Source organism: Acinetobacter sp. IK23, assembly GCF_035615275.1.
Taxonomy (GTDB): Bacteria; Pseudomonadota; Gammaproteobacteria; order Pseudomonadales; family Moraxellaceae; genus Acinetobacter; species Acinetobacter seifertii.
In genome coordinates this window covers 70,955-85,064 of the sequence record NZ_JANBNX010000005.1, presented here as the reverse complement: position 1 = coordinate 85,064, position 14,110 = coordinate 70,955, and the positions used below count along the sequence as shown (strand labels likewise).

The 14,110-nt window shown below is 38.7% G+C and carries 13 protein-coding genes and 3 tRNA genes; 8 read left to right on the top strand and 8 right to left on the bottom strand.

Annotated features, from left to right (window positions below; translation table 11 throughout):
* Positions 1-3: 3 nt before the first annotated feature.
* On the bottom strand, positions 4-1,143 hold the full coding sequence (carA, locus tag MSG95_RS05685) for a glutamine-hydrolyzing carbamoyl-phosphate synthase small subunit (RefSeq protein WP_039253009.1): 1,140 nt from the start codon (positions 1,141-1,143) through the stop codon (positions 4-6).
* A 312-nt stretch (positions 1,144-1,455) separates the two neighbouring features.
* Between carA and MSG95_RS05680 the strand changes: the two genes are divergently transcribed.
* Complete coding sequence (locus MSG95_RS05680) at positions 1,456-2,040, top strand: hypothetical protein (RefSeq protein ID WP_004699627.1); 585 nt, start codon at positions 1,456-1,458, stop codon at positions 2,038-2,040.
* Positions 2,041-2,096: 56 nt separating this feature from the next.
* On the opposite strand, the gene MSG95_RS05675 is transcribed toward MSG95_RS05680, so the two are convergent.
* Together MSG95_RS05675 and yhbY are read right to left on the bottom strand one after the other, a co-directional pair.
* A complete protein-coding gene (locus MSG95_RS05675) occupies positions 2,097-2,633 on the bottom strand; it encodes a DOMON-like domain-containing protein (RefSeq protein WP_004699629.1) in 537 nt (178 codons plus the stop codon).
* 15 nt (positions 2,634-2,648) lie between these two features.
* A complete protein-coding gene (gene yhbY / locus MSG95_RS05670; RefSeq protein WP_004699631.1) occupies positions 2,649-2,972 on the bottom strand; it encodes a ribosome assembly RNA-binding protein YhbY in 324 nt (107 codons plus the stop codon).
* A 199-nt stretch (positions 2,973-3,171) separates the two neighbouring features.
* On the opposite strand from yhbY, the gene rlmE reads away from it, so the two are divergent.
* The 4 genes from rlmE to MSG95_RS05650 all read left to right on the top strand — a co-directional run bounded on the left by rlmE (position 3,172) and on the right by MSG95_RS05650 (position 7,281).
* Positions 3,172-3,822 (top strand): 23S rRNA (uridine(2552)-2'-O)-methyltransferase RlmE, encoded by a 651-nt coding sequence (gene rlmE / locus MSG95_RS05665; protein ID WP_000235573.1) that lies wholly within the window; start codon positions 3,172-3,174, stop codon positions 3,820-3,822.
* Between the two features lie 134 nt (positions 3,823-3,956).
* Positions 3,957-5,852 carry an ATP-dependent zinc metalloprotease FtsH gene (gene ftsH, locus MSG95_RS05660; protein WP_025469076.1) on the top strand — a complete coding sequence of 632 codons (1,896 nt, stop codon included), beginning with the start codon at positions 3,957-3,959 and terminating at the stop codon, positions 5,850-5,852.
* Between the two features lie 134 nt (positions 5,853-5,986).
* Positions 5,987-6,838, top strand: a complete 852-nt coding sequence (gene folP, locus MSG95_RS05655) for a dihydropteroate synthase (RefSeq protein WP_004699635.1) — start codon at positions 5,987-5,989, stop codon at positions 6,836-6,838.
* Positions 6,839-6,966: 128 nt separating this feature from the next.
* Positions 6,967-7,281 (top strand): DUF5713 family protein, encoded by a 315-nt coding sequence (locus MSG95_RS05650; RefSeq protein WP_004699637.1) that lies wholly within the window; start codon positions 6,967-6,969, stop codon positions 7,279-7,281.
* 419 nt (positions 7,282-7,700) lie between these two features.
* Here MSG95_RS05650 and MSG95_RS05645 read toward each other — a convergent pair.
* Positions 7,701-7,786, bottom strand: a tRNA-Leu gene (locus MSG95_RS05645).
* Between the two features lie 196 nt (positions 7,787-7,982).
* Between MSG95_RS05645 and MSG95_RS05640 the strand changes: the two genes are divergently transcribed.
* Complete coding sequence (locus MSG95_RS05640; RefSeq protein WP_004699639.1) at positions 7,983-9,746, top strand: alkaline phosphatase D family protein; 1,764 nt, start codon at positions 7,983-7,985, stop codon at positions 9,744-9,746.
* Positions 9,747-9,846: 100 nt separating this feature from the next.
* On the opposite strand, the gene MSG95_RS05635 is transcribed toward MSG95_RS05640, so the two are convergent.
* Positions 9,847-9,932, bottom strand: a tRNA-Leu gene (locus tag MSG95_RS05635).
* Between the two features lie 11 nt (positions 9,933-9,943).
* Positions 9,944-10,017: transfer RNA gene (locus MSG95_RS05630), tRNA-Cys, on the bottom strand.
* A gap of 152 nt (positions 10,018-10,169) precedes the next feature.
* Here MSG95_RS05630 and folD point away from each other — a divergent pair.
* Together folD and MSG95_RS05620 are read left to right on the top strand one after the other, a co-directional pair.
* Positions 10,170-11,018, top strand: a complete 849-nt coding sequence (gene folD / locus MSG95_RS05625) for a bifunctional methylenetetrahydrofolate dehydrogenase/methenyltetrahydrofolate cyclohydrolase FolD (RefSeq protein ID WP_016140185.1) — start codon at positions 10,170-10,172, stop codon at positions 11,016-11,018.
* A 256-nt stretch (positions 11,019-11,274) separates the two neighbouring features.
* Positions 11,275-11,943: a class I SAM-dependent methyltransferase gene (locus MSG95_RS05620; protein ID WP_004699643.1), complete on the top strand. Its 669-nt coding sequence runs from the start codon at positions 11,275-11,277 to the stop codon at positions 11,941-11,943.
* 21 nt (positions 11,944-11,964) lie between these two features.
* Here MSG95_RS05620 and MSG95_RS05615 read toward each other — a convergent pair whose 3' ends face one another.
* Positions 11,965-12,387: a hypothetical protein gene (locus tag MSG95_RS05615; RefSeq protein ID WP_004699645.1), complete on the bottom strand. Its 423-nt coding sequence runs from the start codon at positions 12,385-12,387 to the stop codon at positions 11,965-11,967.
* 116 nt (positions 12,388-12,503) lie between these two features.
* Positions 12,504-13,835 carry an MFS transporter gene (locus MSG95_RS05610; protein WP_077165145.1) on the bottom strand — a complete coding sequence of 444 codons (1,332 nt, stop codon included), beginning with the start codon at positions 13,833-13,835 and terminating at the stop codon, positions 12,504-12,506.
* Positions 13,836-14,110: the final 275 nt, after the last annotated feature.

The following is a 14,110-nucleotide window of genomic DNA, read 5'->3' as shown; positions in this document are numbered from 1 at the left end:
TAATTACTGTTTAGATGCTTCGATAAGTTCGATGAAATGATCGAACAATGGTGCACAATCATGTGGACCTGGGCTTGCTTCAGGGTGACCTTGGAAGCTGAAAGCTGGTTTGTCAGTACGGTGGATACCTTGTAAGGTGCCATCGAACAATGATTTATGCGTTGCTTTTAAGTTAGCCGGTAATGTTTCTGCATCTACAGCAAAACCATGGTTTTGAGATGTAATCATCACTGTACCATCTTCAAGATTTTGTACAGGGTGGTTTGCACCGTGGTGACCATGATTCATTTTTACAGTTTTTGCACCAGAAGCGAGTGCCAAGATTTGGTGTCCTAAACAGATACCAAATACAGGTAATGTTGTGGTTTCAACAATAGTGTTTACAGCTTCGATTGCATAGTCACAAGCAGCTGGGTCACCAGGACCGTTTGAAAGGAATACGCCATCTGGATTAAGTGCTAATACTTTTTCAGCCGGAGTTTCAGCAGGGACAACAGTAAGTTTGCAACCGCGGTCTGCAAGCATACGCAAGATGTTGGTTTTGACACCATAATCGTATGCAACCACATGATATTTTAACTCAGGTTGTGTAAAGCCCTTACCTAATACCCATGAACCTTCAGACCATTCAAAACCTGTTGGATCACAGCACTCTTTAGCAAGGTCTAAACCATTTAGACCACCAAAAGCGCGAGCTTTAGCAATTGCTTCTTCTTCAGTAATATTTTCGCCAGCAAGGATGCAACCATTTTGTGCACCTTTGTCACGTAAAATACGAGTAAGTTTACGTGTATCAATATCAGCAATTGCAACAACATTGTGCGCTTGTAAATATTCACCTAACGACTGCTCAGAACGGAAATTACTGTGTAGTAGTGGAAGGTCACGAATAATTAAACCATTCGCCCATACTTTATGGATACGACCAGATTCAACGTCTTCTTCGTTGCAACCAGTGTTACCAATATGAGGGTAAGTTAATGTCACAATTTGTTGTGCATAACTTGGGTCAGTCAAAATTTCTTGATAGCCTGTCATGGCTGTGTTAAAAACGACTTCACCAGTCGTACTTCCCGTTGCGCCGATTGACGTTCCTTTAAAGATCGTTCCATCTGCGAGGGCTAAAATGGCGGGGATGCTCAAACCAAAGCTCCTGAATTTCGGCTGTAAAAAAGCGAGTAGACCTAAAAAAGATAGGCGATGTTCTAAAAAAACATGCCCCTCCTCATCGGTCTGCCCGCTTGTAACTTAACAGCGCATTATACGCATGGAACCCTAAAAAGTCTATTTGTTTTCTATTAAAAAATATAATTCCTTGCTTGCTTTTTGCAAAAATATTCATCCGCTTGTCTGAAATTGATACTTTTGGCAAATTGTCTAACAATCTGGCGGTTAAATTATGCTAATTCCACTTATTGTAATCTCAGAAAAAAATAAACAATATGAGGAAATAGTATGAGCAATCAAGTTTCAAAAGATATAGCTGAAAACGCTTCTACAGTTGCAGATGTTGTTAAAGCTGAAGTAACCGAAGTGAAAGAAGCTGTTACTAAAACAACGACCCGCGCTAAAAAAGCAGTGAGTGCTAAAGCGACGCAGGTAAAAGAAGTTGTAGCTGAAAAAACAGAACAGGTGAAAGAAGTCGCTCAAGAAGCAACTTCGCAAGTTAAAGAAGCTATAAATGAAACTCAAGAACAAGTAAAAGTTGTATTGAGTGAAACTGAAGAAAAAATTGAGACTGAGACTCAAGAGTTGAACCAAAACATTCAAAATCAGTTTGCTCAGATTAAACAAGATATTTTACAACGTCTTGATGTGATTAAAGCTCAGTTCAATACGTCTCAAGAAGGATTAAATGAACTAAAAAATACATTAAAAGCTGAAATTAATGCATTAATTGAAGATTTAACAAAAGTCACCAAAGAACTTAAAGGTGACATTAGCCAAATCTCTTTGAAGCATAAAGATTCTTTAAGTGAGAGTTTGAAACGCACTAAAAATAATGCGGTTGAAGCTTGGAACAAAGCAAGAGATAACTAAGTTTAGCTTCATAAAATTAATAAAAAAGCGAGAATCAATTTCTCGCTTTTTTATTTTTAAAACTGATGTAGCCAATCACGTTTATTGTGAAAATCAGCATTTTGTCCACTATGCTGCATTGCATAGTACTGTATACCATCTTTAGTCTTTAAAACAGCGGTTAAACCTAAATAAAGGTTTGCCCATTTTAAATGATGCTGCTGCATAAACTGACCTAAATCAAGACTTACATTTAAGCCGTAGTGAGTACGCTTGAGATGATTAAGCTCGATATCGTAAGCAACGAGGGGAGGCATGCTTTCCGGATAGCGATATTCTTCAAACTGGTAAGTTTGCCATGCTTGAGAAGGAGAAAGATTAATTTCCCGATAGAAATCTTCACCATGCACGCCAATAAAAATCTCAAAACAAGTCTCTTCCCACAAAAAATCTTGGCGGGGATGAGCTGCAACTTCTTGAGGCCAGATAATAAGTTGGTTTGGATCACGAATCCAAAAACCCACATTTAATGTATGTGGGGTTTGCTGTTCAATTGCGCCAACAACAGAAACAGCATGAAAACGATCAAAAGCTGAAAGTTCGTAACTTGCCATAAAGTAGTCAATAAATTAGTTTGCTAAGTGAGCGTGACGAACAAGATTAGATAAGTGTTGGTTCTGTTTAGCTGCTTTTTTGTAAAGTAAAACAATTTTACCAATTTTTTGCACAGCTTCAGCACCAGTTGCTTCAACAATTGCATCGATTACAGCAGCACGAGCTTCACGATCTTCGCCAGCAACTTTTACTTTGATGAGTTCATGATCATTCAAAGCACGAAGAGTTTCTTCGATTACAGCATCTGTTAAGCCTTGTCCACCAATCATGACAACCGGATTAAGCACATGACCAATTTGACGTAAACGTTTACGTTCATGAATAGATAAAGCGGCCATTAAAAATACCTGATTTTAAAAACGACTTAGTATAGCAAAAAACTTAAAATCAAATGTACGAAAAACTGTATAAATAATCGATCAACATTATTGGAAAAAAACTGTAAAAGTTATTGAGATTACGTTACATCCGTACTGTAATGAGAGTAATTTTCACGTACAATGAGCAATCAGAAGTTTTTTTGATATTTAGTGAGTTATGGCAACACGCATTACAAACCAAAAATTGTCTAAAAGTAGTCGTGCGTGGATGAGGGAACATCTAGACGATCCTTTTGTAAAAAAAGCACAAAAGGAAGGATATCGTGCACGAGCAGCATATAAACTTCTTGAAATTCAAGAAAAATATAAGTTGATCAAGCCAGGCATGACAGTGGTTGATTTGGGAGCGGCTCCTGGGAGTTGGTCGCAAATTGCTGGGAAACTTGTTGGTAGCAAGGGGTTGGTTATTGCTTCCGATATTTTACCTATGGATGCTTTGCCGGATGTCACTTTCTTACAAGGCGACTTCAGAGAAGAAGCAGTATTTGAAAAATTGTTAAATATTTTAAATGGAAGACAAGTAGACATTGTAATTTCTGATATGGCCCCCAATACATCAGGTAATAGGGCTGTTGATCAACCTCGACAGATTTACTTATGTGAACTTGCTTTAGACTTTGCTCAAAAAGTCTTGGGTCCAAATGGACAATTTGTTGTTAAAGTGTTCCAAGGCGCAGGATTTGATGAGTTTCGTAAACAAGTCGTTGATAGTTTTGATGTGTTAAAAACAGCAAAACCAGCAGCTTCTCGGGCACGATCTAAAGAAGTTTTTTTGGTTGGACAAGGGCGTAAGAAAGCATTGCAATAAAGTTTACTTGCCAAGCTCCTAAAAATTGTGCATTTTGTATCTTTTAGGTTATCCGCAAGCAAGACAATTGCTGTTTTTAAGAAGATCGGCCAAGATTAGGCATGATCAAATTAGATCGATATGGGAATAAAGCTTTGAGCGATTACTTCAAGAATGCCGTATTGTGGCTAATAATACTGGGTGTTCTGATTTTAATTTTCAGTAATATCAGTGACCGCAATAAGCCTTCTGCAATGAAATATTCAGATTTTGTTGCAGCGGTGAATGCTGGCCAAATTAAGCAAGTCACGATTGACGGTTTAAATATTAGTGGTGAAAAAACTAACGGATCTCAGTTTGAAACTGTTCGTCCGCAAGTTGAAGACACTGAACTTATGCCAAGCTTAAACAAGCAAAATGTTGTTGTAGAGGGCACAGCACCACAACGTCAAGGCATTTTGATGCAACTTCTCATTGCTAGTTTCCCTGTACTGTTAATCATTCTGTTATTCATGTTCTTTATGCGTAACATGGGTGGTGGTGCAGGCGGTAAAAATGGTCCGATGAGTTTTGGTAAGTCAAAAGCAAAAATGCTTTCTGAAGACCAAATCAAAGTGACTTTTGCTGACGTTGCTGGTTGTGATGAAGCGAAGCAAGAAGTTGTAGAAATTGTAGATTTCTTAAAAGATCCTGCAAAGTTCAAACGCTTGGGCGCTACAATTCCACGTGGCGTACTTATGGTTGGTCCTCCAGGTACTGGTAAAACGTTATTAGCTAAAGCTATTGCTGGTGAAGCAAAAGTTCCATTCTTCAGCATTTCTGGTTCTGACTTTGTTGAGATGTTTGTGGGTGTGGGTGCATCCCGTGTCCGTGATATGTTTGAACAAGCAAAACGTCATGCACCATGTATCATCTTTATTGATGAGATTGATGCAGTAGGTCGTCACCGTGGTTCAGGTACTGGCGGTGGACATGATGAACGCGAACAAACCTTAAACCAAATGCTCGTAGAGATGGATGGTTTTGAAGGTAATGAAGGCGTAATCGTTATTGCTGCAACTAACCGTGTTGATGTGTTGGATAAAGCATTGTTACGTCCAGGCCGTTTCGACCGTCAAGTTATGGTCGGTCTACCGGACATCCGTGGTCGTGAGCAAATCCTGAATGTACATTTGAAAAAGTTACCTTCAGTGACTGGTGTAGATGTTAAAGTCTTATCACGTGGTACACCTGGTTTCTCTGGTGCTCAGTTGGCAAACCTTGTAAACGAAGCTGCCTTGTTTGCTGCTCGCCGTAATAAGAACACTGTCGATATGCATGACTTTGAAGATGCAAAAGATAAGATCTATATGGGGCCAGAACGTAAATCAATGGTTCTGCGTGAAGAAGAACGCCGCGCAACAGCTTATCATGAAGCTGGACATGCAATTGTTGCTGAGATTTTACCGGGTACTGACCCTGTGCATAAAGTAACAATTATGCCGCGTGGTTGGGCTTTAGGTGTAACTTGGCAGTTACCTGAACAAGATCAGATTAGCCACTATAAAGACAAAATGTTAAATGAAATTGCAATTTTGTTTGGTGGTCGTATTGCTGAAGAAGTCTTTATTCAGCAGCAATCGACTGGTGCTTCAAATGACTTTGAGCGTGCTACGAAAATGGCTCGTGCGATGGTTACGAAGTACGGTATGTCTGACAAAATGGGTGTTATGGTTTACGAAGATGAAAATCAAAATGGATTCTTCGGTAACGTAGGTAGCCGCACAATTTCTGAAGCAACTCAACAACAGGTTGATCAGGAAGTACGCCGTATTTTAGATGAACAATATAAAGTTGCTCGTGATATCTTGGAAAATAATAAAGATATCGCACATGCTATGGTTAAAGCGTTGATGGAATGGGAAACTATTGATCGTGAGCAAATCCGTGACATCATGGAAGGTCGCGAGCCTCAACCACCTAAAGTTTATATTGCTGAAAATCCGGTATCGGCATTTGAACCACCGAAAGATGGTCCATCTACTCCACCGCCATTACCAGCGATGAATTAAGTTAATTAATAAAAAAGCCACATTCATGTGGCTTTTTTTATTTGTCTTAAATTCGGCTAAAGCTGAAAAGAAATCAACAGCATGTAAAGTATAGAGTTGCTAAAATATCACCTGATTTTGAACCGGAGCTTTTTATGCAGTTAATATCTTTACCCAAGCAGATTTTACAGTGTGGACAGCTTCAACTAGATTTATCTCAGCCACATGTTATGGGTATTTTAAATGTTACCCCGGATTCTTTTAGCGATGGTGGTAAACATAATCAATTAGACCAAGCGGTTGAGCATGCGCTTAGTATGATTGAACAAGGCGCGACTATTATTGATATTGGTGGTGAATCTACTCGACCTGGTGCTTCAGAAGTGGCGATTGAAGAAGAAATACGCCGTGTGGTACCTGTAGTTGAAGCTTTATCTCATCATAATATTATTTTATCAATCGATACGAGCCAGCCAGAGGTGATTCGCGCAGCAAAAGCAGCAGGGGCGCATATTTGGAATGATGTACGCGCTCTAACACGCCCTAATGCATTGGAGACCGCAGCAGAGTTAGATATACCTGTAGTGATTATGCATATGCGTGGTGAGCCAACCACAATGAATCAGTTAGATCAATATAGTGATGTAACACTTGATGTGATGCAAGAGCTGCAACAACGCATTGATGAGGCTTTGGTTGCTGGAATTCAGCAGCATAATATTATTATTGATCCTGGGTTTGGTTTTGCAAAAAATGCACAGCAGAATTTAAAATTATTAAAAGAATTTTGGAAACTTAATGAATTGGGCTTTCCAATTTTATCTGGTCTTTCTCGTAAACGCTTTATCGGGGAGGCTTTGAAAGGTGCAGCTGCTGATCAGCGTGCTGTAGGAAGTGTTACTGGGCATTTGTTAAGTATTCAGCAAGGAGCGTCGATTGTAAGAGCACATGATGTGAAAGCGATGCATGAGGCTGTTTTAGTTTGGCAAGCCATGCAGCATGCATAAAGTGTATTCTTATTGAATTTGATGCCTGTGTGTCACATAAAGGTGGATGAGGAGTTGGGTAAAAATCTCGTGATTTTTGCGAAAATATGTTATAAGCGGCAAGTTTTTGCTGTTGTGTAATCTTTTGTATGTTCGAAGACCTACTTCTCCCAATGTTTGATGATGAATATTATCCAGATATTTTGGTCGCTGAACTTAAGCAGCTTATTGAACAATTTGCTAAAAAAGTTCAGAAGCCTGCTTTAGCTGATCAAGATGTTTATCGATATGCTCATCAGACTGTAAATGAAATTAATGAAATGAAACCACAGTTTGAAGATCTGGATTCATCGCTTGATGATAGTGCTGCCGATTACATTGCTGAGGCAATGATGATGGTAGTTCAAGATGCAGGATTTTTAGATCTTGAAATGGAAGAGCTGGTTATGAATCGAGAGTGGTAATTACTCTCGATTCTCAAAATTTTCAATCGCATCTAATAAATGACAAGATGCTTTTAAATGTACCTGATCTATTTTTTTAATTTCTAAAATTAAATGTCCATTTTGCTGTTCATTCACATCTGCTAATACGCTTATTCAATAGGTTGTCTCTTTATGTTGTAATGCTTTTAATTGAGTAATTACATCTTGAGATGTTTTGATTAGGTAGTCATCCTGAGTTAGAGAGCAGCGTATAAAGTGCCAATCATTATTTTTAAATAAGATTGTGCCGTTAAATATATCTTCAGCATCTGCAATCGATATAAAAAGTAGGGTGGAAATAAATATGATTGTTTTTATCATAATTTTCATTTTCATCAGACATAAAAAAAACCAGCTTACGCTGGATTCTTTCTAACACCAAATTCAATAGTTGAAAATGGTGCCCGGGGCCGGACTCGAACCGGCACGCTTTGTGGGCGGGGGATTTTAAATCCCCTGTGTCTACCTATTTCACCACCCGGGCATGTGCGCAATAATAGAGGACAAGTGCGCGATTGGCAAGAGAAAAACAGAGAGTTTGCTTTATTTTCAATCAGTTCTTGTCGGTATTTATATAAATTAACCAGTTTGTGTCATGATTTGTTCATCAAACTGAGATCAGACGTTCATCTTATGTACTTAAGTTTAAAGCACTCATTGCTTAAAACTTAGAGAATTTTATGTCAGAGAAAATTTCACGCCGAGAATTAATTCAAAAAAGTCTACTCGGTTTTGGGGCTTTATCTATGCCTGTTGCTTTCACTGGTTGTAATGATGGTTCCGATGATGAAAGTCCGCAAATACAAGCAGATTTTCTTCATGGTGTCGCAAGTGGAGACCCCTTGCAGGATAAAGTCATCTTATGGACACGGCTGACACCTGCAGACTCCGGGGTACGCTTAAAAGTTGTGTGGGAAATTTCAACCGATAATCAGTTTAAACAAAATTTAAAGACGGGGATGGTTGAAACAAGCAAAACTGATGACTTTACAGTGAAAGTTGATGCAGCTGGTTTACAACCAGATACGGTGTACTACTACCGTTTTAAGTTTGGTAGTAAGGTTTCACCAGTAGGGCAGACGAAAACATTACCAACATCGACCAATAAAGTAAGCTTTGCAGTATGTTCTTGCTCAAACTATCCTGCGGGTTACTTTTATGTTTATCGTGAAATGGCAAAGCAAAACGTCGATGTCATTATTCATTTAGGTGACTATATTTATGAGTATGGGGCAGATGGTTATGCGACAGAAGATGCTGCAAAGCTAGGTCGTACGTTACCTGCTGACAATAATAAAGAAATTATTAAATTAGATGATTATCGCAAACGCTATGCACTTTATCGTCAGGATAAAGATTTACAAGCAGCTCATCAACGCCATCCTTTTATTGTAATTTGGGATGATCACGAGTTAGCGAACGATGCTTGGCGTGATGGTGCGGAAAACCATCAAAGTAACGAAGGATCTTTCTCAGATCGTAAATTAGCTGCTCTGCAAGCTTATTTTGAATGGATGCCAATTCGTCCAGTTTCTAGTTCTGACCATTTAAATATTTATCGCCAGTTTAACTTTGGCTCTCTTGTCCAACTCACTATGCTAGATACACGCATTATTGCGCGTGACAAGCAACTTGAATATGCGGACTATATGACTGCCTCTGGCTTAGATATTGTAAAATTTCAAGCAGATTTAACAAATCCGGCGCGTACTTTAATGGGGTATACGCAAAGAGATTGGTTAGTAGATAAATTAAAGCAATCTACAGCAACATGGAATGTGGTGGGGCAGCAAGTCTTAATGAGTAAAATGTGGATTCCAGCCGAATTGCTGGCATCTTTAGGGCAGATTACTTCAGGAGGAACTTCATCTGAAGCACTTGCTAAGATGAACGCACAAATTACTGAGTTGGTCACTTTAAAACTTCGTTTACAACAAAATGATCCGACATTAACAGCCCAAGAAAAAGCAAGGATTATGACGGTGGCACCATACAATTTAGATGCTTGGGATGGTTACTATGCTGAGCGAGAGCTTGTATACGATAAATTGGCAGAGTTTAATAAAAAGATGATTGTGCTTGCGGGAGATACACACAATGCTTGGGCATCTTATTTATATAGCCAAAAAGGAAAATATGTAGGTGTTGAACTGGCAACAAGCTCTGTATCATCTCCTGGCTTAGAAAAATATTTAAGTATTCCATTGGCACAGTTACAGCAGTTTGAGTTTGCGTTTACTACATTGATTGATGAATTGGTCTATTGTAATTTAAATCAACGCGGATACTTGCTCGTTACTCTCGATCAGGCACAAGTTCATTCGGAGTGGGTATTTTTAGATTCAATTAAGAATGCTGAATATCAAGTGGATTCAAGCAGGCAAAACGAGATTATATTGGATCTGAATTTGACGCCTTTAAAGCAAGATCAGAAAACTGCTTAAAGCATAAAAGAATAGGGATTACATATGTAGCCCTTTTTTTAGATATAAAAAAACCAGCTTACGCTGGATTCTTTATGACACCATATTCAGTACTTGAAGATGGTGCCCGGGGCCGGACTCGAACCGGCACGCTTTGTGGGCGGGGGATTTTAAATCCCCTGTGTCTACCTATTTCACCACCCGGGCTTTACCAAATTTGGAGGCGGAGGTCGGAATCGAACCGGCGTCCACGGAGTTGCAGTCCGCTGCATGACCACTCTGCCACCCCGCCTACATTTGGTGATGCACATATTAGCAACCTTTACGAAAAAAACAATACCGTTTTGAGCGAAGATGCACATAAAAACAACATCTAGAATAAAATTAGCGAAATTATCATGTATTATTGGCACATTAAATTCATGTCTACCTTGGAGATGTGCTGTGGCATTGGTTTTAGACGGTCGTGCATTAGCAAAGCAAATTGAAGAAAATTTGTCGGTACGTGTTGAAGCTTTAAAAGCAAAAACAGGTCGTACCCCGATTTTGGCGACTATTTTGGTTGGGGATGACGGTGCATCTGCAACTTATGTACGTATGAAAGGTAATGCCTGCCGCCGCGTAGGTATGGATTCATTAAAAATCGAATTACCACAAGAAACGACAACAGAACAATTGTTAGCTGAAATTGAAAAGCTAAATGCCAATCCAGATGTTCACGGTATTCTTTTACAACATCCAGTTCCTGCACAAATTGATGAGCGTGCATGTTTTGATGCAATCTCATTAGCAAAAGATGTTGATGGCGTAACTTGCCTTGGTTTTGGTCGTATGGCAATGGGTGAAGCTGCGTACGGTTCAGCAACTCCAGCTGGCATTATGACGATTCTCAAAGAAAATAATATTGAAATTGCGGGCAAACATGCAGTTGTAGTTGGCCGTTCAGCAATTTTAGGTAAACCAATGGCAATGATGTTGTTACAAGCAAATGCAACAGTAACGATTTGCCATTCGCGTACACAAAATTTACCTGAGCTTGTAAAACAAGCTGACATTATTGTTGGTGCTGTAGGTAAAGCTGAACTTATTCAAAAAGATTGGATTAAACAAGGTGCAGTTGTTGTAGACGCAGGTTTCCATCCGCGTGATGGCGGCGGTGTTGGCGATATTCAATTACAAGGTATTGAAGAAATTGCTTCTGCTTATACACCAGTACCGGGTGGTGTTGGTCCAATGACAATCACAACTTTGATTCGTCAAACTGTAGAAGCTGCTGAAAAAGCTTTAGGTTAATTTAATTAACGCTAGGCTGTTATTTGATACGCGTAACCGTCATCCGCAATTGTTTGAGGCAGAAATACGTTAAAAATTTAATGTTTCTGCGATGCTTTCGATTCTAGAGAGTATCTGCCGAGTTTTGCGGATGACAATGGTTTTGCCTACTTTTCCCGAAAGAAAAGTAGGTCCAACCGAAGGTTAAGGTAAAAATCCAAATCATAATGGAATGACTCTGTTATGCTTGTTATAAAAATGAATTAAAAGAAATCTGATGAGCTGTACCTTTCAACTGACCAACGCACCTGAATATTTACTTCAAGCCTTACATGAAGTGATTCCTCACTGTGAGTTAATGGCACAACAGTTGCCTGAAACTCCTATTTCTTTATGGTTGATTCCGCCAGTTTTCTCGACTGATCGTTTAGATGATGAAGTTATTCGCCGTATTTGGAATGACACGCCGTATTGGATTTTCTGTTGGGCATCAGGTTTGGCGATGGCTCAGTGGATACTTGCAGAGCCGCACCATGTTAAAGATAAAGTGGTATTAGATTTTGGCGCGGGTTCTGGTGTAGTCGCTATTGCTGCAAAAATGGCAGGAGCAAAACGAGTAATCTGCTGTGACATTGATCAAGTTAGTCTAAATGCTTGCCGTGAAAATGCATTGCTTAATGGCGTAGAGCTTGAATATTTGGACGATTTATATAAGGCTGAACAAGTCGATGTTTTATTGGCTGCCGATGTTTTATATGACCAATGTAATCGTTTCTTTTTAGATGAGTTCTTAAAGTTTGCACAAGAAGTTTGGGTAGCAGATAGCCGAGTTAAAAATTTTAGTCATCCAAAATATGAAAAAATTGAAGAAAGAAGTGCTACTACGTGGCCAGACCTGGATGAAGCAAGAGAATTTAAAAATGTAAGTTTTTATAAGACGCTGTAAAAGAACAGCGTCTTTTTTATTCTATGAACAAGTATAACGAACCACTTTTAATGTGCTTGGGCGAGCTTCAAGTGCTTGGCGAGTCGCATAATCTTCACCATTATTTAAACTTGGTGTGTTTGATAAACCGAAAGAAGCACGAGTTTCACCCAATTTAATTCCATACTGCTCATCTTTAGCTGGGTTTGGAATTTCATTGACACTTAAAATTGATAATTTATAAACTTTCTGAGCACCTAACACATTTTGGCAAGCACGTTGTAATTTACGCTCATCAAGTTGCTGGTTACTACGACCAGCTAAAGTATAAGCTAAAGTCGCTGAAGTTTTAGTTTGGTTTTCAATCTGATAGCCAGTTGAACCATTATATTGTCGAGGTGTAGTCTGACAAGCAGTTAAAATAAACATACTACTTAATGCCAAACATAAAATACTTTTGTTCATCAGTATCGTCCTTATTTTCTTATATGAAGTATCTCATAAAATAGAAGGGTTGTTTGTGCTTATTCGCTTGGTTAGAGCCAATATTAACTGACGATATTGGCTCTAATTGTAAAATATTAATGCTCTTTAATTTTTGAATGATGCTTAGTGTCTTTCATAAAAATATAAATCAGCAATGAAATGAAAATCATGACACTGACATAAATAAAGTACCAAGACTCATGTCCAGCCTCTTTGAAACTTAATGCGAAAAACTCTGCTGTGCCACCAAACAAAGTATTTGCAATCGCGTAGGGTAAAGCTACTCCTAAAGCGCGAATATGAGCAGGAAAAAGTTCGGCCTTCACTACAGCATTAATTGAAGTGTAGCCAGTCACCATTACTAGACCTCCAAAACATAACCAAAATGCTGTCCAGTAGTTATGTGTGTTTGCCAGTGCATCAAATAAAATATATGTGAATAAAACACCTGTTATTCCGAAGAAAATCATAAGAGGTTTTCGACCAATTCGGTCTGATAAAGCACCTGCTACAGGTTGTAGACACATGAAAATAAATAACGCTAAAGTGGTAATTTGAGTAGCTTCAGGTTTAGAAAAACCAGAAGTATTCACTAAATATTTCTGTAAATAGGTCGTGTAAGTATAGAAAGCTAAAGTACCACCAGCAGTTAAGAATAATACAGTGAACGCTTCTTTAGGGTAGTGTTTAAATAAAGCAAACATGCCCGATTGTGGTTGGTCTTTTTCAGCTTGAGCATTTTTAAAAGATTGAGTTTCTAGTAAGCCACGACGAATACGGAACACAACAATCGCAAGTAAAGCGCCAATAAAGAATGGAATACGCCATCCCCAATCATGTAATTGCTGCTCTGTAAGTACCATTTGTAAAATGAGAAGTACACACAAGGCAGTGAGCTGTCCGGCAATTAAGGTGACATATTGAAAGCTTGAAAAAAAACCACGTCGGTCTTTTTCTGCCATCTCACTTAAATAAGTAGCACTTGCACCATATTCACCGCCTACACTTAGACCTTGTATTAAACGTGCAACAACCAGAAGTAATGGGGCAAATACACCAATGCTTTCATAAGATGGTGTAACTGCAATAAGTAGAGAGCCAACACACATTAAAGTAACGGAAAGTGTAAGACCCGCCTTACGTCCTTTACGGTCTGAATAAATCCCCATAATCCATGCGCCGATGGGACGCATAAGGAAACCTACTGCAAAAATTGCAGCTGCTTGTAGGAGTTGAGCTGTTTGACTTCCTTTTGGGAAAAAGGCATGAGCAAAATAGAGCGTAAATGCGGCATATACATACCAGTCGTACCATTCGACAAGGTTACCGGCAGAACCGCCCAAAATTGATTTTAGACGAGTTTTTGTATCTAAATTAGAATGTGGAGGTGTTGCGGTAGAAGGTTGATCAACCATGATTCGCTCCATGTTTTGCTTGGGTTGAATGCTAAAAAAGAGAAGATTTATTCTGATTTTTCATATTATCTAGAAGAGTATTTCACTTTATTTTTTTTATGTCTGTAAAACAATGTTTATTATTTAAGCGAATGAATAAGTTGAATATTTATGTGATTTCAAATCAGTCGACCAACTGATTTTTGTGATCTTATCTGAAACTTTGGGCTGTTATTTTTTCCCGATTAGTAAAAACTGATAAAGAATGAGTAATGTTTGGAAGAAGAAAACCTATATCCCTTAAAAAT